23 protein-coding genes are annotated in these 20,955 nt (G+C 68.5%); 4 read left to right on the top strand and 19 right to left on the bottom strand.

What is annotated here, in order from left to right:
• Positions 1 to 2: 2 nt before the first annotated feature.
• The 3 genes from JOF29_RS09840 to JOF29_RS09830 form a co-directional block, all read right to left on the bottom strand.
• Positions 3 to 1,001, bottom strand: a complete 999-nt coding sequence (locus JOF29_RS09840) for an ABC transporter permease (RefSeq protein WP_209693894.1) — start codon at positions 999 to 1,001, stop codon at positions 3 to 5.
• Between the two features lie 2 nt (positions 1,002 to 1,003).
• Positions 1,004 to 2,650 carry an ABC transporter substrate-binding protein gene (locus tag JOF29_RS09835; protein ID WP_209693893.1) on the bottom strand — a complete coding sequence of 549 codons (1,647 nt, stop codon included), beginning with the start codon at positions 2,648 to 2,650 and terminating at the stop codon, positions 1,004 to 1,006.
• Between the two features lie 104 nt (positions 2,651 to 2,754).
• Complete coding sequence (locus tag JOF29_RS09830) at positions 2,755 to 3,114, bottom strand: methyltransferase domain-containing protein (RefSeq protein ID WP_209693892.1); 360 nt, start codon at positions 3,112 to 3,114, stop codon at positions 2,755 to 2,757.
• Between the two features lie 165 nt (positions 3,115 to 3,279).
• Between JOF29_RS09830 and JOF29_RS09825 the strand changes: the two genes are divergently transcribed.
• A complete protein-coding gene (locus tag JOF29_RS09825) occupies positions 3,280 to 4,278 on the top strand; it encodes an alpha/beta hydrolase (RefSeq protein ID WP_307863242.1) in 999 nt (332 codons plus the stop codon).
• 18 nt (positions 4,279 to 4,296) lie between these two features.
• Here JOF29_RS09825 and JOF29_RS09820 read toward each other — a convergent pair whose 3' ends face one another.
• The 15 genes from JOF29_RS09820 to JOF29_RS09750 form a co-directional block, all read right to left on the bottom strand.
• Positions 4,297 to 5,205, bottom strand: a complete 909-nt coding sequence (locus JOF29_RS09820; protein ID WP_209693890.1) for an SDR family NAD(P)-dependent oxidoreductase — start codon at positions 5,203 to 5,205, stop codon at positions 4,297 to 4,299.
• 72 nt (positions 5,206 to 5,277) lie between these two features.
• Complete coding sequence (locus JOF29_RS09815) at positions 5,278 to 6,123, bottom strand: helix-turn-helix transcriptional regulator (RefSeq protein ID WP_209693889.1); 846 nt, start codon at positions 6,121 to 6,123, stop codon at positions 5,278 to 5,280.
• Between the two features lie 62 nt (positions 6,124 to 6,185).
• Complete coding sequence (locus JOF29_RS09810; RefSeq protein ID WP_209693888.1) at positions 6,186 to 6,617, bottom strand: DUF2550 domain-containing protein; 432 nt, start codon at positions 6,615 to 6,617, stop codon at positions 6,186 to 6,188.
• 101 nt (positions 6,618 to 6,718) lie between these two features.
• Positions 6,719 to 7,111, bottom strand: a complete 393-nt coding sequence (locus JOF29_RS09805; RefSeq protein WP_209693887.1) for a F0F1 ATP synthase subunit epsilon — start codon at positions 7,109 to 7,111, stop codon at positions 6,719 to 6,721.
• Complete coding sequence (atpD, locus tag JOF29_RS09800; RefSeq protein WP_209693886.1) at positions 7,111 to 8,565, bottom strand: F0F1 ATP synthase subunit beta; 1,455 nt, start codon at positions 8,563 to 8,565, stop codon at positions 7,111 to 7,113. The genes JOF29_RS09805 and atpD overlap by 1 nt, the downstream gene beginning before the upstream one ends.
• 5 nt (positions 8,566 to 8,570) lie before the next feature.
• Complete coding sequence (locus tag JOF29_RS09795) at positions 8,571 to 9,482, bottom strand: F0F1 ATP synthase subunit gamma (RefSeq protein ID WP_209693885.1); 912 nt, start codon at positions 9,480 to 9,482, stop codon at positions 8,571 to 8,573.
• A 6-nt stretch (positions 9,483 to 9,488) separates the two neighbouring features.
• Complete coding sequence (atpA, locus tag JOF29_RS09790; protein ID WP_209693884.1) at positions 9,489 to 11,126, bottom strand: F0F1 ATP synthase subunit alpha; 1,638 nt, start codon at positions 11,124 to 11,126, stop codon at positions 9,489 to 9,491.
• Between the two features lie 26 nt (positions 11,127 to 11,152).
• Positions 11,153 to 11,950, bottom strand: coding sequence for a F0F1 ATP synthase subunit delta (locus JOF29_RS09785; RefSeq protein WP_209693883.1), 798 nt, complete (start codon positions 11,948 to 11,950; stop codon positions 11,153 to 11,155).
• The gene (locus tag JOF29_RS09780) at positions 11,950 to 12,522 is read right to left on the bottom strand and encodes a F0F1 ATP synthase subunit B (RefSeq protein ID WP_209693882.1); all 573 of its coding nucleotides are present in this window, start codon (positions 12,520 to 12,522) and stop codon (positions 11,950 to 11,952) included. Before JOF29_RS09780 ends, JOF29_RS09785 begins: the two co-directional genes overlap by 1 nt.
• Before the next feature lie 37 nt (positions 12,523 to 12,559).
• Positions 12,560 to 12,799: an ATP synthase F0 subunit C gene (gene atpE / locus JOF29_RS09775; RefSeq protein WP_209693881.1), complete on the bottom strand. Its 240-nt coding sequence runs from the start codon at positions 12,797 to 12,799 to the stop codon at positions 12,560 to 12,562.
• A gap of 70 nt (positions 12,800 to 12,869) precedes the next feature.
• The gene (atpB, locus tag JOF29_RS09770; protein ID WP_209693880.1) at positions 12,870 to 13,652 is read right to left on the bottom strand and encodes a F0F1 ATP synthase subunit A; all 783 of its coding nucleotides are present in this window, start codon (positions 13,650 to 13,652) and stop codon (positions 12,870 to 12,872) included.
• Positions 13,653 to 13,761: 109 nt separating this feature from the next.
• Positions 13,762 to 13,974: an AtpZ/AtpI family protein gene (locus JOF29_RS09765; RefSeq protein ID WP_209693879.1), complete on the bottom strand. Its 213-nt coding sequence runs from the start codon at positions 13,972 to 13,974 to the stop codon at positions 13,762 to 13,764.
• 90 nt (positions 13,975 to 14,064) lie between these two features.
• Positions 14,065 to 14,529, bottom strand: a complete 465-nt coding sequence (locus tag JOF29_RS09760) for a Cg1360 family ATP-synthase-associated protein (RefSeq protein WP_209693878.1) — start codon at positions 14,527 to 14,529, stop codon at positions 14,065 to 14,067.
• A 204-nt stretch (positions 14,530 to 14,733) separates the two neighbouring features.
• The gene (locus tag JOF29_RS09755; protein ID WP_209693877.1) at positions 14,734 to 15,852 is read right to left on the bottom strand and encodes a glycosyltransferase family 4 protein; all 1,119 of its coding nucleotides are present in this window, start codon (positions 15,850 to 15,852) and stop codon (positions 14,734 to 14,736) included.
• On the bottom strand, positions 15,852 to 16,754 hold the full coding sequence (locus tag JOF29_RS09750) for an L-threonylcarbamoyladenylate synthase (RefSeq protein WP_307863241.1): 903 nt from the start codon (positions 16,752 to 16,754) through the stop codon (positions 15,852 to 15,854). The genes JOF29_RS09755 and JOF29_RS09750 overlap by 1 nt, the downstream gene beginning before the upstream one ends.
• 110 nt (positions 16,755 to 16,864) lie before the next feature.
• Between JOF29_RS09750 and JOF29_RS09745 the strand changes: the two genes are divergently transcribed.
• From JOF29_RS09745 to JOF29_RS09735, 3 genes are all read left to right on the top strand, one after another.
• Complete coding sequence (locus tag JOF29_RS09745; protein WP_209693876.1) at positions 16,865 to 17,890, top strand: adenosine deaminase; 1,026 nt, start codon at positions 16,865 to 16,867, stop codon at positions 17,888 to 17,890.
• Between the two features lie 75 nt (positions 17,891 to 17,965).
• Entirely contained in the window at positions 17,966 to 18,883 is a 918-nt protein-coding gene (locus JOF29_RS09740; protein WP_209693875.1) for a hypothetical protein, read from the top strand.
• Complete coding sequence (locus JOF29_RS09735; RefSeq protein WP_209693874.1) at positions 18,880 to 19,764, top strand: endonuclease/exonuclease/phosphatase family protein; 885 nt, start codon at positions 18,880 to 18,882, stop codon at positions 19,762 to 19,764. The genes JOF29_RS09740 and JOF29_RS09735 overlap by 4 nt, the downstream gene beginning before the upstream one ends.
• A gap of 228 nt (positions 19,765 to 19,992) precedes the next feature.
• Here the strand turns inward: JOF29_RS09735 and prmC are convergent, their stop codons facing one another.
• Positions 19,993 to 20,814 carry a peptide chain release factor N(5)-glutamine methyltransferase gene (gene prmC, locus JOF29_RS09730; RefSeq protein WP_209693873.1) on the bottom strand — a complete coding sequence of 274 codons (822 nt, stop codon included), beginning with the start codon at positions 20,812 to 20,814 and terminating at the stop codon, positions 19,993 to 19,995.
• Between the last annotated feature and the right edge of the window lie 141 nt (positions 20,815 to 20,955).

The raw sequence follows: 20,955 nt of genomic DNA, 5'->3' as shown, positions 1-20,955 counted from the left end.
GATCATCCCCTCGCCCGGATGCGTGGATCGAGCAACACGTACGCCAGGTCCGCGACCAGGTTCGCCAGCAGGACTGTCAGCGTGATCAGCAGGAACACGCCCTGCATCATCGGGTAGTCGCGCTTCTGCAGCGACTCGTACAGCAGGTAGCCGATCCCCGGGTAGCTGAACACGATCTCGGTCAGCAGCGCACCGCCGACCACGCCGCCGAGCGCCATCGCGAACCCGGTGAAGCTCGGCAGCATCGCGTTCCGGGCGGCGTACCGGAACATCACCCGCTTCGGCGACAGGCCTTTCGCCTGGGCCAGCAGGACGTAGTCCTCGCGGACCGTGGTGACGGTCATGTTCCGCATCCCGAGCAGCCAGCCGCCGAACGCCGAGAACACGATCGTTGCTGCCGGCAACACGCCGTGGTGGAGCACGCTGACGGCGTACGCGAGGCTGAATCCCTGCGGCAGGTCGGCGTCGTACCCGCCGGACAGCGGCGTCCAGCCGAGGACGAAGCCGAAGATCCAGAGCGCGAGCAGGGCCACCCAGAAGTACGGGACGCTACTGAGGAACGTCGTGAACGGCGTGAGGATCGCGTCGAACCGGCTGCCCGCCTTCCAGCCCGCGACCACGCCGAGCAGGGTGCCGATCGCGAACGCGGTGATCGTCGTCGTACCGACCAGCAGCAGTGTCCACGGCAGCGCCTGCCAGACCAGGTCGGCGACCGGGACCGGGAAGTTCACCACCGAGACGCCGAGGTCACCGTGGGACAGCTGGCGGAGGTAGTCGGCGAACTGCTGGGCCAGGTTCGCGTGCGGGTTGCCGAAGATCGCGCGGATCGACATCAGCGTCTCGGCCGGTACCTGCTGCCCGCTGACCCGTTCGAGCTCCTCGACGATCGCCGACGACGGGTCGCCCGGCATCAGCCGCGGGAGCAGGAAGTTCAGGCCGATCGCGGCGGCCGCGGCGGCCAGGTAGAAACCCAGCCGCCGGGCCAGGAAGGCCCACCGCATCGTCAGTTCCCCCGGCGCTGCAGGCTCAGCAGCGTACGGATCGTGTCCGGGCCCATCCCGGCGAACGGGATGCTGTCGAACTTCTCCGGCGTCGGCCAGCCGGTCCACCGGGTCGCGTTGATGTCGATGAAGTAGAAGTTGTTGTAGATCGGGCTGAACGGGACCTCGTCGACGACGATCTTCTGCAGCTGCTTGCCGAGCGTCTTCAGCTCGTCGACGTTGTCGGTGCGCTCCATCGACCTGATGATCTTGTCGGTCTCCGGGTCGTTCCAGCGGCCCTGGTCGAGGGTGGCCGACTTGCCGATCGGGGTCAGGAACTGGCTGGACAGGAACCGGTAGACGCCGTACACGCTGGCGCCACCGGTGGACGCGGCCGCCAGGTCGAACTGGCCGAGGTTCTGCTTGTCGTAGTACCCGGCGCTCGGCTGGCCGGCGCCCTTCACCTGCAGGCCGAGCGACTGCTTCCAGGTGTTGATCAGGATGTCGGCGTAGTTGCCCCAGCCCCAGTCGGCGTTGAACAGGATGCTCGGCTGGTACCGCTTGCCGTCCTTCACGAGCGCGCCGTTGTCGATCGTCCAGCCGCCCTTGGCCAGCTCGGCCTTCGCTCCGGTCGCGTCGACCTTCTGCACCTTGCCTTTGTACGACGGGTCGAGCCAGTCGCCGAACAGCTGCTCGGACAACCCGGTCGGGCCGGCCTCGGTCCCGGGGCGCTGCAGCGTGGTCACGACCGCCGTACGGTCGATCGTGAGCGCGAGGGCCCGCCGTACATGCACATCGTTGAAGGGGGCCTTGGCGGTGTTGAAGAGTACGGACATCGCGCCGCCGTTGGAGTACAGCTGGTACAGGTGCTTGTCCGGGTCCTTGGCGACGTACTCCTTCTCGCCGTTCGGCCAGCTGGCGGACGCCCAGTCGATGTCACCCTTCAGCAGCTGCGCCTTCAGCGCGTCGGCGCTGGTCGGGATGATCTTGTACGTCGTCATCGGCAGCTTGCCGCCCCAGTAGTCGGAGCGCGCCTTCAGAGTGATCTGCTGCGGCTTGAACTCCCCCACCGTGAACGGGCCGGTGCCGACCGGGTCCGGGTTGGTCCAGGTGTTCAGGTTCTGGCTCGCCCAGATGTGCTTCGGGACCATCGGCAGCAGGATGTTCGCGAACTGGTTCAGGGTCGCGTACGACGGCTCGGGGAACACCACCTTGACCGTGCTGTCGTCGACCTTCGTGACCGACTTGTAGGTGACACCCGCGATACTGAAGTCCGGCTTCTCGATCGGCAGGCCGAGCGAGTACACGACGTCGTCCGCGGTGAACTTCTGGCCGTCCGACCACTTCACGTCGGTGCGCAGCTTGATGGTCAGCTGCTTGCCCTGCGCTGCGAACGCCCAGCTCTCGGCCAGCCACGGCTTCACCACGCCGCCGGCGCCGTAGTCGACCCGCATCAACGGCTCGTAGACCAGTTCCATGTTCGGCGCCTTGTCGGTCGCCGGGCCCAGCACGTTGTAGTTGCGGACGAACGTCGTACCGCCGTCCGTCTTCGCGTACACGATGCTCGCGCCACCCGCCGACCCGGTCGCCGCCGGACCGCCCGTGGGGCCTGAGCACCCCACGACCAGCACCGCGCCGACCACCAGCAACACTCGCCATCGACTGCGCATATTCCTCACCCCAGAAGTAGAGCGGCTGCACGTTCATACGTATGAGCACTCGAATACGAGCTGTTTGGGCTCTGCTCTTACGTATGCGCAGGAACCTACGAACGTTACGTGCGCATGTCAATACCGAGACAACTCCAGAACCACAATCCCCGGCCGCCGCCCCGCCACCACCACCTCACACCGCCCCCGCACCCGCCATCCCGCCGCGCATCCCCCAGCCGCCAAGTCACCTCCCGCTGCAGCGCAGAGGCGTTTGCTTGTGCTGCTGCGATGGTGCCTTGGGCTCGGTCGACGCCGACGTACCGCGCGTCGGGTTCGAGCACCTGTGCTTCGAGCAGCACCGTGCCCGCGCCGCAGAACGGATCGAGTACGTCGTGGCCGGGTGCGAGGTCTGCGAGGTGGGCCATCGCGGCCGCGACAACCTCCTCGGCAGCCAGCCACTCCAACCCAGAAACAGCCCGCACCAATACCAGCCGCACAAGGACCAGCGGAAGCTAGCCCAGTGGGAAGAAGAAACTCTTCATGCCCGCGATCGTGACACACCCGTCGCGGAGTACCCACCGAATTTCGCGGGTACAACTCCAGGAACCACCAGCTGTGAGCATCGATCCCCGCCCCGGAGGTTGCTCGTGCTTCTGTCCCGTATCGGCCGGCAAGTCCTACTCGCCACAGCACTCGTCCTCACACCCCTGGCCCCCGCCCAGGCCGCTCCCTCACCAACCCCGGCGACCACTGTCCAGGCAGCACCCCGCGGCGCCGAAGTCGTCGCGGTCAAACAGGTTGCGGACCGCCTGACCGACCTGACCGTCCGCTCTCAGGCACTCGGCGGCCGCACCGTCAACGTCCGCCTGCTCACGCCGGACGGGTGGAACCCCGCCGATCGCAGTCAGCACTGGCCGACGTTCTGGTTGCTGCACGGCTGCTGCGGCGACTACACGTCCTGGTCCGGCACCGACATCGCGAAGATCCCGAGCCTGCACAAGGTTCTCGTCGTGATGCCCGAAGCCGGCTGGAACGGCTGGTACAGCGACTGGTGGAACTACGGCGCCGGCGGCGACCCGGCCTGGGAGACCTTCCACACCGTCGAACTCACGCACCTCCTCGAACACGGCTGGGGCGCGAGCTCGAACCGCGTCGTGGCCGGCCTCTCGATGGGCGGCCAGGGAGCCCTGCTGTACGCCGCCCGGCACCCCGGCATGTTCCGCGCGGTCGCGGCGTACTCCGGCTCCGCGCATCCACTGCTGAACGACGAGTCGGTCAACCGGATCATGGGCTTCTTCGCCGGCCAGGGCAACGACCCGCTCCGCGTCTGGGGCGACCCGGTCGCCCAACGCAGCATCTGGCAGGCTCACGACCCGTACTACCTGGCCCACCGGCTCAAGTCCCTACCGGTCTACCTCTCCTGCGGCGACGGCACCGCCGGCCCCTTCGACCCGCCCGGCAAGACCGACTCCCTCGAGGCCGACTTCAACCGCCAGAACCACACCCTCGCCGCCCAACTCGAACAGGCCGGCGCACACCACCTGACCACCAACTTCTACGGCCCCGGCACCCACGCCTGGTCCTACTGGCAACGCGAACTCCACGCCTCACTGCCGATCCTGCTCCAGGCCCTCAACGTCCACTGAACCCGTCGGCGCCGCGGCCTACTCGTTGACGGACGTGGCGAGGAGGGTGCGGGTCTCGCTGACTACGCGGGCGCTGAACTCGGGGTCGCGGACCTGGGCCGAGCCGCGCATCGGCTCGCCTCGTTCGTCGTAGTAGACGCCCGACGCGTCGGAGTCGGCGGTCAGTACCTCGGTGATCATCCGGGCGGCGCGCTTGGGCGTGCTCCAGTACTTGATCATGGGGGCCAGCGGTGAGAGCACGTACTTCGACACGAACACCAGCACCGGACCGGCGTCGCGGGCGAGCGCGCTGCCGGGGCTGAATCCCGGCTCGACCGCGTTGAACCGCAGCCGTGGCATCTCCCTCGCGAACGCCAGCACCGTGGCGAGATTGCCCTGCTTCGAGGTCGCGTACGCGTCGAGGCCGGGTCGCGCGGAGCCGCCCGGCTTCCACTCGCCGCGTGCGCTCGCCTCGACCGAGATGAACCGGGCGCCACGAAAGCCGGCCACGACGGCGGGCCTGCGTTCGGGATCCTCTACTCCGGAGCAGACGAACACCACGTTCGCACCGTCCGGCAGATACGGCACGAGGGCCTCGGTGAAGGCGAACGGACCGAGGTGGTTGGTCGCGTAGGTGAGGTCCCACCCCTGCGGCGTCGTACGGCGTTCCAGCGGGAAGATGCCGGCGTTGTTCAGCACGCCGGCGATCGGCAGGCCGAGTGCGACGATCTCCCCGGCGGCGCGCCGTACGCTGCCGACGTCGGAGAAGTCAGCGACAATCGGCACCGCGCGCCCGCCTTTCGCCTCGATCTGATGCTCGACCACGGCGAGCCGCGCCGGATCGCGTCCGACCAGGACGACCGTGCCGTGCGCGGCAAGTTCGAGGGCGGCACGACGGCCGATACCTGACGTCGGCCCGGTGATGATCCATGCGTTCTGCGAGTTCATACGACGAGTCTCGGCCGGTCGTCACCACCCAAACAGCCGTCCGGTTTTCGTAGGACTGACAGGACCAGGCTTTTACTCAACCAACTGCTGCGTGCCGAGGACGACAGCAAGGGCCAGCCGCTCCGCGTCCTCGGTACCGGGCTCGGCGGTGTAGATCATCAGCCGCACGTCGTCGGTGGCCACGAACAGGACGTCGCAGTCGAGACTGATCGGGCCGACGGCAGGATGGTCGACCACCTTCCGCTTCGACGGCTCCACGCGTGGCTCCGGGTCGTCGTGCGCCCAAAGGCCGGCGAAATGAGGGCTGTGCGCGGTGAGTTCGCGGATCAGCGTCTGCAACTGCCGGTCCGCCGGATAGCGTGCCGCGGTCCGGCGCAGGTCGGCGACCTGCCCGGCCAGCAGCTCCGCCTTCGCGTCGGGCGAATGAACCACGCGCGTACCAGGACCGACGAAGTTGCGCCAGAGCGCGTTCCGCTCGAGCCCTTGCCACGCAGTCGTCTCGCCCATCAAGGCGTCGTACGGCGTGTTCGCGGCGAGCAGCGTCCACGTCGCGTCGTACACGGCCACCGGTGTGTCCGCCACCCGATCGAGCAGTCGCTGCACGCTGGCGCTGATCCGCGACGGTACGACGTCCGGGCCCGGCGCGGAGAGCCCGGCCAGCTCGAAGAGCAGGTCGCGCTCGGAGTCGGAGACGCGGAGTGCGCGAGCCAGCGCCTCGACGACCTGCGGCGACGGAGACCTCGCCCGGCCTTGCTCCAGCCGGGTCAGGTAGTCGGCCGAGATACCCGCCAGGGCGGCGAGCTCCTCCCGTCGTAGCCCGGTCGCGCGGCGACGGCTACCCGGCGGCAGTCCGACCGCGCCGGGCGAGACCCGGTCACGCCATCGACGGACCGCCCGGCCGAACTCCCACGACTCCACCGCTCCAGTGTGCCCGTCCACGACGTACTTATCGTGGCCCTGACACTCCTACGACGAGCGAATCACAGGTAGGTCTGGGTGCTGGGTGGGGCGGATTCCATCCAGGCGAGGACGCCGGTCAGGGCCTCTTCGGTCATCGCGAAGTGGACGGTGCGGTCGTTCAGTTTCGCGTCGACGATGACGTGGCCGGCGTACGTGACCAGAGGCTCGTTGCCCATCGGGCGGCGGGTGGTGACGCCGTCGAGCTGGCGGCGGTTGACGACCAGCTTGGGCCACCAGGCGAGGCTGAAGACCCGGAACCACTGCAGGTCGTCGCCGACGTAGCGGGCCAGGCCGAGGGCCCAGCCGCGGCCGTGGTCCTTCTGGGCGAGTTGCAGGCTGCAATCAAAAGTTCCGCCGTCTCTGGTCAACCAGCGACGGCGGAACGCGACAAGCACGATGAACAGTACGGCGGCAAGCAGACAGACCCCGACGACATCGAGGACTACCCTCATACCCTGCCGACCCCATTTCCGGTGCCCAATGTTCGGTACCTACCCGGGCACCCCGGAGAACCGTACTGTTCGGTGACGATATTTGATTATGGCAGGTCGGATCAGGACGTCTGCTCGGCGGCCCGAACCCTGGCCTCGGCGAGTCGTACCTCGTCGGTGTCCTCGTCGGTGTCGAGACCGGCGGCCAGCGCCTGCTCGAGGTCCCGGCGGGCCTCTTCGAGATCGATGTCGTGACCCATCTCGGCGTTCTCGGCCAGGATCGAGACCCGGTCGTTCGCCACCGAGATGAAGCCGTCCGGCGCGGCCGCGACGAAGTACTCGCCGTCGACGGTCCGCACCTGGACGGTGCCGCCCTGCAGCAGGCCCAGCAGCGGCGCGTGGCCGGGCAGGATCCCGACGTCACCGTCCGTGGTCCGGGCGATGACGATCTTCGCCTGCCCCTGCCAGACCGTCCGCTCGGCGGCGACCAGCGCCACCTCCAAGTGGTCAGCCATCAGTTTTCCTTCTGCAGCTCGGCCCACTTGCGGTCGACGTCGTCCAGCGAGCCGACGTTGAAGAAGGCCTGCTCGGCGACGTGGTCGTACTCGCCCTCGGTGATCTTCTTGAAGGACTCGATGGTGTCCTTCAGCGGAACCGTCGAACCCGGGACGTTGGTGAACTTCTCCGCCATGTAGGTGTTCTGGGAGAGGAACTGCTCGATCCGGCGCGCCCGCGCGACGGTGATCTTGTCCTCTTCGGAGAGCTCGTCGACACCGAGGATCGCGATGATGTCCTGCAGTTCCTTGTTCTTCTGCAGGATCTGCTTCACCCGGACGGCCACGTCGTAGTGCTCCTGGCCGATGTACTGCGGGTCGAGGATCCGCGACGTCGAGGTCAGCGGGTCGACGGCCGGGTACAGACCACGAGCGGCGATGTCACGGGAGAGCTCGGTGGTCGCGTCCAGGTGCGCGAACGTGGTGGCCGGCGCCGGGTCGGTGTAGTCGTCGGCGGGCACGTAGATCGCCTGCATCGAGGTGATCGAGTGACCCCGGGTCGACGTGATCCGCTCCTGCAGAACGCCCATCTCGTCGGCCAGGTTCGGCTGGTAACCGACGGCGCTCGGCATCCGGCCGAGCAGCGTGGAGACCTCGGAACCGGCCTGCGTGAACCGGAAGATGTTGTCGATGAAGAGCAGCACGTCCTGCTCCTTGACGTCGCGGAAGTACTCCGCCATCGTCAGCGCGGACAGCGCGACCCGCAGCCGGGTGCCCGGCGGCTCGTCCATCTGGCCGAACACCAGCGCGGTGTCCTTGAAGACGCCGGCCTCTTCCATCTCGTTGATGAGGTCGTTGCCCTCACGGGTCCGCTCGCCGACGCCGGCGAACACCGACGTACCACCGAAGTTGTGGGCGATCCGGTAGATCATCTCCTGGATCAGAACGGTCTTGCCGACACCCGCACCGCCGAACAGGCCGATCTTCCCACCCTGCACGTACGGCGTCAGCAGGTCCAGGACCTTGATACCGGTCTCCAGCATCTCGGTCTTCGACTCGAGCTGGTCGAAGGCCGGCGCCTTGCGGTGGATCGGCCAGCGCTCGGTGACCTGGAACTCGGACTCGTCCTGGTTCAGGCACTTGCCGGTCACGGACCACACCCGGCCCTTGGTGACGTCGCCCACCGGGACGGAGATCGCCGCGCCGGTGTCCCGCACCTCGGCGCCGCGGACCAGGCCGTCGGTCGGCTTCATCGAGATCGCCCGGACGATGTTGTCACCGACGTGCAGCGCCACCTCGAGGGTGATCGTCTGGGTCGTGTCGCCCAGGGTGATGTCCACCTCGAGCGCGTTGTACATGTCAGGCATGGCGTCCGCCGGGAACTCGACATCGACGACCGGGCCGATCACCCGGACGACGCGACCGATACCGGCAGCACCAGCCTCGTTGTTCTTCTCGGTAACCGTGGCAGTCATCTCTCTCACTCGCTCCCGGCGTTCGCGTCGGCGAGCGCACTCGCGCCACCGACGATCTCGCTGATTTCCTGGGTAATTTGCGCCTGGCGGGCCTGGTTCAGGTCCCGCGTCAGCTTCTCGATCAGGTCCTGCGCGTTGTCCGTCGCGGACTTCATCGCACGCTGCCGGTTGGCCAGCTCCGACGCCGCGGCCTGCAGCATGCACCAGTGGATCCGGCTGGCGACGTACTTCGGCAGCAACCCGTCGAGCACCTCCTCGGCGGACGGCTCGAACTCGTACAGCGGCAGCACGTCGTCGGCGGTCGGGGCCTCCTCGCCCTCGACGACCTCCAGCGGCAGCAGCCGGATGACGTCGGCGCGCTGGGTGAGCATCGACACGAACCGGGTGAAGACGATGTGGATCTCGTCCACGCCGCCCTCCTCGGTCGGGGTCAGGAACGCCTCGATCAGCGCGTCGGCGATCTCCCGGGCCCGGGCGAAGCTCGGGTTGTCGGAGTCACCGCCCCACGACTGCGCGACCTGACGCTGACGGAAGGTGTAGTACGCGATGCCCTTCCGGCCGCTGACGAACGAGACGATCTCCTTCTCGTCCTCGCGGAGCATCTGCTGCAGCCGCTCGCCCTCGCGGATCACGTTGGCCGAGTAGGCACCGGCCTGGCCGCGGTCCGAGGTGATCAGCAGTACCGCGGCGCGCCGCGGGTTCTCCTTCTCGGTGGTCAGCGGGTGGTCGACGTTCGAGAACGTCGCCACCGCCGACACGGCACGGGTGAGCTCACGCGCGTACGGACCGGCCGCCGCGGCGCGTTGCTGCGCCTTGACGATCCGGGACGCCGCGATCAGCTCCATCGCGCGGGTGAGCTTCTTGATCGTCGTGACCGAAGCCTTCCGATCGCGTAGCTCCCGCAGGTTGGCTGGCACGTTCGATCAGCCCCGCTTCTGCTTGACGATCTGCTCCTGGTCGACGTCCGCCTCGTCCATCGCCTCGGCCGCGGCCTCGGTGCCGAGCAGCGTGCCCTCGGAGGTCTGGAAGGTCGGCTTGAAGGACTTCAGCGCGTCGGTCACGGCCTGTGCCTCGTCGTCGCCGAACAGCCCGGACTCGCGGATCGCGTCCAGCACCTTGCTCTCCCGGCGCAGGTAGTCCAGGAAGTCCCGCTCGAAGCGCAGTACGTCGTTCACCGGTACGTCGTCGAAGTGCCCGTTGGTGCCGGCCCAGATCGAGACGATCTGGTCCTCGACCGGGTACGGCGAGTACTGCGGCTGGCGGAGCAGCTGCACGAGCCGCTGGCCACGGTCCAGCTGCCGCCGCGAGGTGGCGTCCAGGTCGGACGCGAACATCGCGAACGCCTCCATCGCGCGGAACTGCGCGAGGTCGATCTTCAGCGTGCCGGACACGTTCTTCATGCCCTTGACCTGCGCGGCGCCGCCGACCCGGGACACCGAGATACCGACGTCGATGGCGGGCCGGATGTTCGCGTTGAACAGGTCGGACTGCAGGAAGATCTGGCCGTCGGTGATCGAGATGACGTTGGTCGGGATGAACGCCGAGACGTCGTTCGCCTTGGTCTCGATGATCGGCAGACCCGTCATCGAGCCGGCGCCGAGCTCGTTGGACAGCTTCGCGCAACGCTCGAGCAGCCGGCTGTGCAGGTAGAAGACGTCACCCGGGTACGCCTCGCGGCCCGGCGGGCGGCGCAGCAGCAGCGACATCGCGCGGTACGCCTCGGCCTGCTTGGTGAGGTCGTCGAAGACGATCAGCACGTGCTTGCCCTGGTACATCCAGTGCTGGCCGATCGAGGATCCGGTGTACGGCGCGACGTACTTGAAGCCGGCCGGGTCGGACGCCGGGGAGGCGACGATGGTGGTGTACTCCATCGCGCCGGCCTCTTCGAGCGCGCCGCGGACGGCGGCGATCGTCGAGCCCTTCTGGCCGATCGCGACGTAGATGCAGCGGACCTGCTTGTCCGGGTCGCCGGACGCCCAGTTCGCCTTCTGGTTGATGATCGTGTCGATCGCGATCGCGGTCTTGCCGGTCTTGCGGTCGCCGATGATCAGCTCGCGCTGGCCGCGGCCGATCGGGATCATGCCGTCGATCGCCTTGATGCCGGTCTGCAGCGGCTGCCGGACCTCCTGGCGGTCCATGACGCCGGCGGCCTGGATCTCGAGCGCCCGGTTGCCGTCGATGCCCTGGATCTCGCCCAGGCCGTCGATCGGCTTGCCGAGCGGGTCGACGACGCGGCCGAGGTAGCCCTCGCCGACCGGCACCGACAGCACCTGACCGGTCCGGCGGACCTGCTGGCCCTCCTCGATCCCGTCGTACTCACCGAGGATCACGACACCGATCTGGCGGACGTCCAGGTTCAGCGCGATACCGCGGGTGCCGTTCTCGAACTCGAGCAGCTCGTTGGTCATCACCGAGGGCAGGCCCTCGACGTGGGCGATACCGTCACCCGCGTCGACGACGGTGCCGACCTCCTCGGCGGCGGTTTCGGCCGGTTGGTACTCGGTGACGAACCGATCCAGGGCGTCCCGGATCTCCTCCGGCCTGATCGTGAGCTCAGCCATTGTGTTTCCTTTGTCTAGGAGGGCCGTCAGCCTGCGATGCGCCGTTGCGCGTCGTCGAGCCTGGCCGCGATGGTTCCGTCGATCACTTCGTCGCCGATGTCCACCCGGACGCCGCCGACCACGTTCGGGTCGACGATGACGTTCAGCTGGATCTCCCGGCCGTACTGCCGTCCGAGCGCTGCCGCGAGCCGGGTGTGCTCCGCCTCGGTCAGGTCGTTGGCCACCCGCACGGTCGCGATGCTGGCGTTCCGCCGGGCCGCCGCGGCGACCTGGTAGGCCCGCATCGAGGCCGCGAAGTTGCGGCCCCGGCCGTCCACGGCCCGCTCGGCGAGCCGCACCGTGGTGCCGTCCGCCTTGCCCTGCAGCAGTCCGCGGAGCAGCTCCTGGCGGTGCTCGACCGGGATCCCCCGGTCGCCCAGCTTGTCGGCCAGGACGCGCTCGGCGACGACCACCCGGTCCAGCCGGAACAGCTCGTCCTCGACCTCGTCCAGCTTCCGCCGGGTGTCGGCGTACGCCACGTCGGCCTCGACGCTGAGCTGGTCCAGGGTGTCACCGAGGTCCCGGCCGCTGACCCAGCGACCGGCCACCGCGGCGGACAGGATCTCCTGCGCCTGGGCGGAGATCTTGCCGCCGAACAGCTGCCCGGCCAGCGCCACCTTCGCGTCGGCCGGCCGCGCCGGGTCGGTCAGCGCGCGCCGGAGCGCGCCGCTGCCGTCGAGCAGCTTTGCGATCGAGAACAGCTCGCTGCCGAGGCCCTCGGCCGGGGTCACACCCGCCAGGGCCTGCTCGGCCCGGGCGAGTGACACGTTCGACGCGCCGCGCATCAGCTGTCCGTTCCGACAGCCTGACGAGCGGACTCCGACTCTTCCAGCTCGGCCAGGAAGCGCTCGACGGTCCGGCGCTGCCGGGCCTCGTCCTCGAGCGACTCACCGACGATCCGGCCGGCCAGCGTGGTCGCCATGGTGCCGACCTCGGAACGCAGCGAGGTCACCGCCTGCGCCCGCTCCGCGTCGATCTGGGCCCGCGCGTGCGTGACGATCCGCTCAGCCTCGGCGCTCGCCTGCTCACGCATCTCCGCGATGATCACCGCACCCTGCTCGCGGGCGTCCTCGCGGATCTTCGCAGCTTCCTGCCGGGCCTCGGCCAGCTGCGCGTTGTACTTCTCCAAAGCCGCCTTCGCCTCGGCCTGGGCCCGCTTGGCCTCGTTCATCCCGCCTTCGATCGCCGCGGTCCGATCGGCGTACGCCTTCTCGAACTTCGGTACGACGACCTTGGCGAAGGCGATGGCCAGCAGAACCAGGAAGACGAAGCCGAAGATGATCTCGGCGGTGTGCGGCAGCAGCGGGTTCACATCCTCGCCTGCGGCCGCCGCGAGCGGTAGCACCAACGTCGTCATATCTGCGTCCTGTCAGTCAGTCTGGAAAAGGGGTGGATCAGGCGCCGGCCTTGAACACGAAGGCGAGGGCGATACCGATGATGGCCAGAACCTCGGTGACGCCGAAGCCGATCCAGGCGATCGACTGCAGCTTGTTCTGGGCCTCCGGCTGCCGCGCGGTGCCGTTGATCACCGCGGCGAAGATCAGGCCGACGCCGACGCCCGGGCCGATCGCGGCGAGGCCGTAGCCCAGGACGGCGATGTTGCCGGTGATTGCGAGAGCGATGTTGCTCACCATTGCGGTGTTTCCTTTCGGTACGGATAGGGCCTATCCGGGTTTCCGTTACGGGTCTTTGGAGTACTGCGGATCAGTGGTCGTCGGCGATCGCGCTGCCGATGTACTGCGCGGTCAGCACCACGAAGATGTAGGCCTGGATGCACTGCACGAACAGCTCCAGCCCGGCGATCGCGATGCCCATGATGAAGGTGATGATGCCGACGCCACCGAGGAAGATCTTCCCGGACTCGAACACCATGTACTCGCCGCCGAGCACGAACACCAGCAGCAGGATGTGACCGGCGAACATGTTCGCGAACAACCGCAGGCTCAGCGAGACCGGCCGGACCACGATGTTCGAGATGAACTCGATCGGGATCATCAGCGGCATCAGCCACAGCGGCACGCCGGCCGGCATCGTCTGGTGCTTGAAGTAGCCCCAGAGACCGTGCTTCTTGATGCCGACAGCGTTGTAGATGACCCAGCTGATCACGGCCGCGACGTACGCCCAGCCGATGTGGCTGAACGTCGGGAACTGGAAGAGCGGGATCGACGCGGCGACGTTGTTCAGCAGGATGAAGTAGAACAGGCCGCACAGGTACGGCACGTACTTCATGTGGTCCTGGCTGCCGATCGCGTCCCGGGCGATCGAGTTGCGGACGAAGTTGTACCCGAGCTCGCCGGCGAACTGCAGCTTGGTCGGGACGATCGCCGCCTTACGCGACGCACCCCAGAAGAACCAGACGATGACGACGACGGACAGCGCGGCCACCAGCACGGGCTTGGTGAACCAGTCCACGCCATCGATGATCGGCGGGGTGTTGAAGCTTTGCGGACCGGGTGCGATGAACTCGGTCGGAACGCCGGCGGTCACCGGGTCTCCTCTCGCGTCGTGCTCAAGTCGGACGCCTTGTGGCAAAGGGCAGGGCGGCTCAGGGCATGGCGGTCAACAACGTCAGACCCGGTAGGGATCGGACCTGAGGTCAGGACCGCGACCCGTACCGGAAGTGCAACATCAAGATGGTGAGCCCGGCACCGAGGACGATGCCCACCAGAACCAAAAACTGGGTGCCGAGGAGGCGGTCCAACCCGAACCCGATGCCCCCGTAGACCAGGACACCGCCGATCAAGTAGGACAGGACCCGCCAGCCGTCGCCCGCTCCGGGTGATGGCTTCGGATCCTTTTGCTCGCTCATTGGCACCCGAAACGTACCAGTTGGTGACAGTTGTGGTCACATCAGGGCCCGTAATCTCCACCACAGCAGGCGAAACGTTACCTACGGTGCTCATCTGGTCACCTCTTTGTCGAGGTTGTAGATCGGCACCCGAAGCCGGGACCAGGCCCAGATCTCGCCGGCCATCCAGCCCATCACGACCACCAGCGCGACCAGGCCGAGCACGGTCAGGTTCACGTACTTCGCGAGCGTGTCCGAGCTCAGCGCGATCGCCAGCAGCCCGCCGAAGACCGCGATCCGGCCGGTGTACGACGCCATCGCGACCGCGAGCTGCATGGTCGGGGTGGTGTTCCGGGACAGGTGCAGCGCGAACAGGCCGGCACCGGAGAAGACGACCACGATCAGCAGGCCGAGCAACGCGCCCCAGAGGCCGGGCAGCCCGGCGGCGACGGTGGACACGGCGGCCGCGTTCACCCCGACGACCAGCGCCGCGACCAGCGCTCCACGCAGCATGACCAGCGCCGGGTGCTTGGTCGCTTCTCCGGCGATCTTCTGGCGGTGGTTCGTGGGAGCCATCTGGTGGTTCCGTCCTGCAGGCGGGCTGGTCTCGCGGCCAACTCGTCGGGTGGGCGGGGTCAGGGGTGTCGCTGTTCTTTGCTGGTGCTTGTGAAAACTAGCACAAAGTCTGCACGGTCAGCAAAACGAGTCCCCTGCCGCTGTACAGCCACACCTTATCGGTAGGCCACACCGATGGGTGGTCTGGTCCCTCTCAGCGGGCACTCAGACTTTGGCGAGCGGTTTCCGGCGACGGCCAGGGAGACCCGTCGTGAGCAGTACCGCGGTGACCGCGACGGCGAACACGATCAGCGCCGTCCACCAGTACAGGACCAGGCCGAGGACGACCACGCCGTACGCGATCAAGGCGGTCCACAGGTACATCAGCAGCACGGCGCGGCGGTGCGAGTGGCCGCGTTGCATGAGGCGGTGATGGAGGTGCTGCTTGTCGGCCGCGAACGGCGACCGGCCCGCCTTGGTACGGCGGATGTACGCGAGCGTCAGGTCCAGCGCCGGGATCGCGAGGATGGCGATTGGGAGCACCAACGGCAGGAGCGCGGGCAGCAGGCTGGAGCCGCCGACCTCGTACGGGACCGCGTTCGGGTCCATCTGGCCGGTCAGGCTGATCGTCGACGCGGCCAGCATCAGGCCGATCAGCAGGGCGCCGGAGTCGCCCATGAAAACCCTGGCCGGGAAGAAGTTGTGCGGCAGGAAGCCGAGGCAGGCGCCGGCCAGCGCGACCGTGATCAACGTCGACGTGGTGGCGCGGTCGAGGTTCTCGTGCACGTTCAGCAGGTACGAGTAGATGAAGAACGCGGTCGCACCGATCGCGGTCACGCCGGCCGCCAGGCCGTCCAGGCCGTCGACGAAGTTCACCGCGTTGCAGGACACCAGCAGGATGCCGGCGGTGAGTACGGCGAGCTGCGCGGGCGACGGCGAGATCACCCCACCGGGCAGCGGCAGCCAGTACAACTGGATGCCTTGGACAACGAGTACGCCGACCGCGAGCACCTCGCCGGCCAGCTTGGTGATCGCGTCCAGCTCGTACAGGTCGTCGACCACGCCGACCGCGCAGATCACCACGCCGCCGACCAGGATCGCGCGGGCGTCGTGCGCGACCTGCAGGCTGTTGCCGAGGAACGGCAGGTTCGAGGCGACCGCGTACCCGGCGATCAGGCCGCCGAGGATCGACAGGCCGCCGAAGTACGGGATCGGCACCTTGTGCACGTCCCGGGCCCGGACCTTGGCGACCGCGCCGTACCGCATCGCGATCTGCCGGGCGACGCCGGTCAGCAGGAAGGTCGTGGCCATCGCCACGAACAGGACCAGCAGGTACTCGCGCACTAGTCCGCAGGCCTCACATCGGAGTCGGTCTTCTTCTCGTCCTGCTTGTTGGACGCCTCAGCCGGCTCATCAGTTGGCTTGGCTTCGTCTACGGGCTTGGCTTCGTCTACCGGCTTGGCTTCGTCTACCGGCTTGGCTTGATCGACCGGCTTCTCTTCGTCGACCGGCTTGGCGTCACCGGCCGGCTCGGCTTCGTCTACCGGCTTGGCTTCTTCGGCCGGCTCGGCTTCGTCGGCCGGCTTCGTGGGGGGCTCGGGTTCGTCGTACGCGGTCAGGTCCGGGGCGACGGCGCGGAGTTGTTCGACGGACAGTGCGCCGACGCGCAGTACGCGGGGTGTCTCGCCGGTGATGTCGACGATCGTCGACGGCTGGCCGCCGCTCACCCGGTCGCCGTCCAGGTACACCGCGACCGACTCGCCCAGCTGTTCCTCGGCGTCGTACACGTCCAGCGCCGCAGGCTTGCCGGAGGTGTTCGCCGAGCTGACCGCGAGCGGCCCGGTGCGGGACAGCAGCTCGCGGGTGTTCTCGTGGTCCGGCACCCGGAGCGCGACCGTGCCCTGGGTCTCCCCCAGGTCCCACATCAGCGAACTCTGCGCGTGGCAGATCACCGTCAGCGGGCCGGGCCAGAACTCCTCGCAGAGCTTCCGTCCGGCGTCCGGTACGTCGGTGGCGAGCGCGTCCAGCGACTCCACCACCGAAATCAGCACCGGCGGCGGCATGTCCCGGCCGCGGCCCTTGGCGTCCATCAGCCGCTGCACGGCGTCCGCCTTGAAGGCGTCGGCAGCGATTCCGTAGACGGTGTCGGTCGGCAGCACGACCAGGTCCCCGGCCTCGATGGCGTCCACCGCTGCGCGGTACGCCGGTGCCAGTTCGTCCCCGGTGAAGTCGAAGCGCTCACTCACGGAGTGAATCGTGCCACTCCCGCGGGGGCGGGAGGTAGCCGGGCCGGTTCCTGACAGTTGATTGTCAGCTTTGCGGCCTCGAACCCGCAGCACTCTTTAGGATCCCGGTCATGACTGTGTCCCGTGAGTTCCTCGCCGGATTGCCGAAGGCCGAGTTGCATGTCCACCACGTCGGGTCCGCCTCGCCGCGGATCGTCGCCGAGCTCGCCGCCCGGCACCCGAACTCGCCGGTGCCGGCCGACCCGGCGGCGCTGGCGGAGTACTTCAGGTTCAGCGACTTCGCCCACTTCATCGACATCTACCTGTCCGTGGTCGAGCTGGTCCGGACACCCGAGGACGTCCGGCTGCTGACCTACGAGGTCGCCCGCGAGATGTCCGAGCAGCAGAACCTGCGGTACGCCGAGCTGACCGTCACGCCGTACACCTCGGTGGTCCGCGGGATCCAGGCCGAGGCGTTCTGCGAGGCGATCGAGGACGCCCGGGTCGCGGCCGAGAAGGAGTTCGGCCTGGTCCTGCGGTGGATCTTCGACATCTCCGGCGAGGCGGGCATCCCGGCCGCCGACGAGACGCTGCGGATCGCCACCAGGATCCGGCCGGAGGGGCTGATCGGGTTCGGGCTCGGCGGTCCGGAGATCGGCGTACCGCGGCCGCAGTTCCAGCCGCACTTCGAGGCGGCCGTCGCGGCCGGGCTGCACAGCCTGCCGCACGCCGGTGAGACGACCGGTCCGCAGACGATCTGGGATGCGCTGCGGGTGCTGAAGGCCGAGCGGATCGGCCACGGTACGTCGACCATGCAGGACCCGGCGCTGGTGGACTACCTCGGCGAGCACCGGATCCCGCTGGAGGTCAGCCCGACGTCCAACATCGCCACCCGGGCGGTCGACTCGTACGACGTGCACCCGCTGCGCGCGATGGTCGACGCCGGCCTCGTGGTGACGATCAACTCCGACGACCCGCCGATGTTCGGCACCGACCTCACCAACGAGTACGCCGTCGCTGCACGCTTGCTCGACCTCGACGAGGCCGGCGTCGGCGAACTGGCGAAGACCGCGGTCCGCGAGTCGTTCGCCGAGGACTCGGTGAAGACCGCCCTGCTGTCCGAGATCGACGCCTACGTGGGCGTGAACGCGCTGTAGCTGACAAACCGTGCCCCGTGACGGACGACCTGCGGCTCGACCTGCTCGGTCGGTGACGTGTGGTTGGCTGGGCTGATGCGGAGAGCCTGTGCGGTGGTAGCCGTCGTACTGCTGGCCCTGACCGGCTGCAGCGACAAGCGCCCACCGGCCGCGACACCTCCGCCTGCTACCAGGTCCACGCCCGCTCTCCCGCCGGCGCCTGCCGGTCTGCCGCGGGGCGGGCGGGTGCTGTTCCCTCACTATCAACTGGTGGCGTACGTCGGTCTTCCTGGCTCTCCTGCGCTAGGGCCGCTGGACAAGGACCTGGACGCGAAGGCCGCCAAGCTGGAGACCCTGGCGCGTGCTTATGCGGCCGGGCGTACGCCGCAGCCTGTGCTGGAGCTGATCACCGTGGTCGCTCGGGGCTCGCGCGGTAAGGACGGGATGTACCGCGGGCGGTTGCCTGACGCGAAGATCGCGCAGTACCTGACGGTCGCGCGGAAGCACAGGATGTTGTTGCTGCTCGACATCCAGCCCGGACGCGCGAAGATCCTGCCCGAGGTGCAGCGGCTGGAGCGGTGGCTGAAGGAGCCGGACGTCGGGCTCGCGTTCGATCCTGAGTGGGCGGTCGGGGCGACGCAGGTGCCGGGCAAGGTCTTCGGGCACACGACGGGTGCCGAGCTGGACAGGATCGCGGCGTACCTCTCGGGGCTGGTGACTGCCCAGCACCTGCCCGAGAAGGTGTTCGTGTTCCATCAGCTGTCGACGAAGATCGTCAGCGACGAGGCCGCGCTCAAGGCACATCCCGGCGTGGTGACGATCAAGTCGGTCGACGGGATCGGCGCGCGCAAGGACAAGCTGAAGACGTGGTCGAAGCTGACCACGCGGCTGCCCGCGGGCGTGCATGCCGGGTTCAAGTTGTTCTACACCGAGGACACGCGGCACGGGCCGCTGATGACGCCCGCGCAGGTGCTGGCGCTGAAGCCACGACCGGAGTTGGTGGTCTACGAGTGATCTCGATCGCCTTCGCGAACGTCGCCGGCGGGCGGTTGGTCGGGCCGGACGGCTACGCGGACGCCGACCGGACCGCGGATTTCGGGCGGGCGCTCGCCGGGCTGCAGGCCGACGTACTGATCGTGACGGAGCTCGACACCCGGGGCGATCAGCTGGAGCGGCTGGGCGCGGCGGCGATGCCGGGGCGGGAGCTGTCGTTCGCACGGCAGGAGTTCTCGGACTCGCACATCCCGGGCGTCGAGCGACTGGGCGTAGGGATCGTCTCGGCGTACGCGCTGACCGAGCTGGAGCGGATCGACCTGCCGGATCCGCCGATCGACTACCTGCACTGGCGGACAGGGGCTCCGATGGATCCGCATCCGAAGGGGTTCGTGGTGGCGCGGGGGGAGTTCGGGGCGTTCGGTGAGGTGGACATCGTTGGTGGGCAGGTCTGCCCGGTGCATATGTTCCGGAGCGCGGACGGGGTCGAGTACACGTATCAGGAGGGGGCGGGGCGCGAGTACGGCGTACAGCTGGCGGCGTATCTGCAGGGCGAGCTGGCGGCGCGGGGTGTCCGGCGGGCGGTGGTTGCGGGTGATCTGAACATGCCCAACCCGCGGGAGTTCTTCGGCGAACGGCTCGGGCTGGTGGACGCGTTCGGCGACCCACCACCCGCGACAACCCCGGACGGCCGCTCGATCGACCGCCTGTTCTCCACGCGCGACCTGATCACCCGCCAGGCGGAGGTGATCCAGCTCCCCGGCGCCGACCACCACCTGGTCGTCTGCCGCCTCTCCCGCCGACCCATCGACGCGCCGCCCACCGCCCGAATCCGCGACCAGGACCTGACCAGACCACCAGCCCGCCCAACCTCCCGCCCACACGGCATCACCCGCACCTAACCCCCTCCACCCGGCCTGCTACACCGCCAGGCCCGCCCGACCTCCCCGCCCACGCGGCATCGCCCGCACCCGGTCCACTCCCCCCACCTCCCCGGCCTGCTCCGCCCGGCGCGCTACGCCCGCCCGCTCCCCGCGGCGCCATTTCGGGGGTTAACGCTTGAGGTCGCCCGTTCGCTGCTGGCATGCGGCAGGTGAAGGGGCCAGCTCAGGGGTTGACCCCTCAGGTGTTCAGATCCGGCGGCCGGTGGCGAAGCGGTGGCGGCCGGAGAGGTCCAGTTGGTCGCGGACCTCGGCGTACAGGCCGCTGGCGGCGAACACTGCGGGGGCTGATTCGCCTTGTACGTCGGCGTGTTCGCAGGCGAACCAGCCGCCGGGCTTGAGGAGGCGGCCCGCGGTGGCGGCGACGACCTTGATCTCGTCGAGGCCGTCGTCGCCGGACCACAGCGCGAGCGCCGGGTCGTGGTCGCGGACCTCGGTGGTGACGGACTCCCAGGCGGTCAACGGGATGTACGGCGGGTTCGAGATCACCGCATCCACCTGCCCGTCGAGCTCCGGCAGACATCCGGCGATGTCCCCCTCGTGCAGGATCGCCCCGGTACCTTCCAGATTCCGCCGAGCCCACGCGACGGCGTCGGCGGACAGCTCCACCGCATGCACCGTGCTGTCCGGCCGCTCGGTCGCCACCGCCCCCGCGATCGCCCCCGACCCACTGCACAGATCGACAACCAAAGGATTCGGTACGCCGGCGATCCGCTCCAGCACCCACCCGACCATCACCTCGGTCTCCGGCCGCGGCACAAACACTCCCGGCCCCACCGCCAGCTCCCGGTACCTGAACGCCGCGGTCCCCGTCAGATGCTGCAACGGCTCCCGCCGCATCCGCCGTTCAACCAGCTCGTCGTACCGCGCCCGCTGCTCCACGGTCGGCTCGGAGAGGTGCAACCGGCTGGACCCCGTGACGAACGCCATCAACTCACCGGCATCAAACTCCGGCGACGCAACCCCAGCCCCCCGCAACCGCTCACCCGCCGCACCCACAACCTCCCGCACCCCACCACCCGCGCTGGGTGCAGTAGCCGCGCCACCCGCGTTGGGTGGTGGAGGCGCGCCGCCCGCGTTGCCCGGCGCGGTCGGGCTGCCGGTGGGACCAGCTGCGTGGGCGTGGGCGTCGCCATCCCCGCCCCCGAGCGG

Source organism: Kribbella aluminosa (assembly GCF_017876295.1).
GTDB classification, from domain to species: Bacteria; Actinomycetota; Actinomycetes; order Propionibacteriales; family Kribbellaceae; genus Kribbella; species Kribbella aluminosa.
Note: the sequence above shows the minus strand (reverse complement) of the source record. Positions and strands in the feature narration are given on the sequence as shown.

What these genes read in the sequence shown, in the direction of transcription:
- JOF29_RS09810 (WP_209693888.1), bottom strand. Translation starts at nt 6,617, where the DNA reads ATGAGGGTAGTCCTCGATGTCGTCGGGGTCTGTCTGCTTGCCGCCGTA.
- atpA (WP_209693884.1), bottom strand. Translation starts at nt 11,126, where the DNA reads ATGGCTGAGCTCACGATCAGGCCGGAGGAGATCCGGGACGCCCTGGAT.
- JOF29_RS09740 (WP_209693875.1), top strand. Translation starts at nt 17,966, where the DNA reads ATGCGGAGAGCCTGTGCGGTGGTAGCCGTCGTACTGCTGGCCCTGACC.
- atpE (WP_209693881.1), bottom strand. Translation starts at nt 12,799, where the DNA reads ATGGTGAGCAACATCGCTCTCGCAATCACCGGCAACATCGCCGTCCTG.
- JOF29_RS09780 (WP_209693882.1), bottom strand. Translation starts at nt 12,522, where the DNA reads ATGACGACGTTGGTGCTACCGCTCGCGGCGGCCGCAGGCGAGGATGTG.
- JOF29_RS09835 (WP_209693893.1), bottom strand. Translation starts at nt 2,650, where the DNA reads ATGCGCAGTCGATGGCGAGTGTTGCTGGTGGTCGGCGCGGTGCTGGTC.
- JOF29_RS09745 (WP_209693876.1), top strand. Translation starts at nt 16,865, where the DNA reads ATGACTGTGTCCCGTGAGTTCCTCGCCGGATTGCCGAAGGCCGAGTTG.
- JOF29_RS09805 (WP_209693887.1), bottom strand. Translation starts at nt 7,111, where the DNA reads ATGGCTGACCACTTGGAGGTGGCGCTGGTCGCCGCCGAGCGGACGGTC.
- JOF29_RS09765 (WP_209693879.1), bottom strand. Translation starts at nt 13,974, where the DNA reads ATGAGCGAGCAAAAGGATCCGAAGCCATCACCCGGAGCGGGCGACGGC.
- JOF29_RS09840 (WP_209693894.1), bottom strand. Translation starts at nt 1,001, where the DNA reads ATGCGGTGGGCCTTCCTGGCCCGGCGGCTGGGTTTCTACCTGGCCGCC.
- atpD (WP_209693886.1), bottom strand. Translation starts at nt 8,565, where the DNA reads ATGACTGCCACGGTTACCGAGAAGAACAACGAGGCTGGTGCTGCCGGT.
- JOF29_RS09820 (WP_209693890.1), bottom strand. Translation starts at nt 5,205, where the DNA reads ATGAACTCGCAGAACGCATGGATCATCACCGGGCCGACGTCAGGTATC.
- JOF29_RS09785 (WP_209693883.1), bottom strand. Translation starts at nt 11,950, where the DNA reads ATGCGCGGCGCGTCGAACGTGTCACTCGCCCGGGCCGAGCAGGCCCTG.
- JOF29_RS09760 (WP_209693878.1), bottom strand. Translation starts at nt 14,529, where the DNA reads ATGGCTCCCACGAACCACCGCCAGAAGATCGCCGGAGAAGCGACCAAG.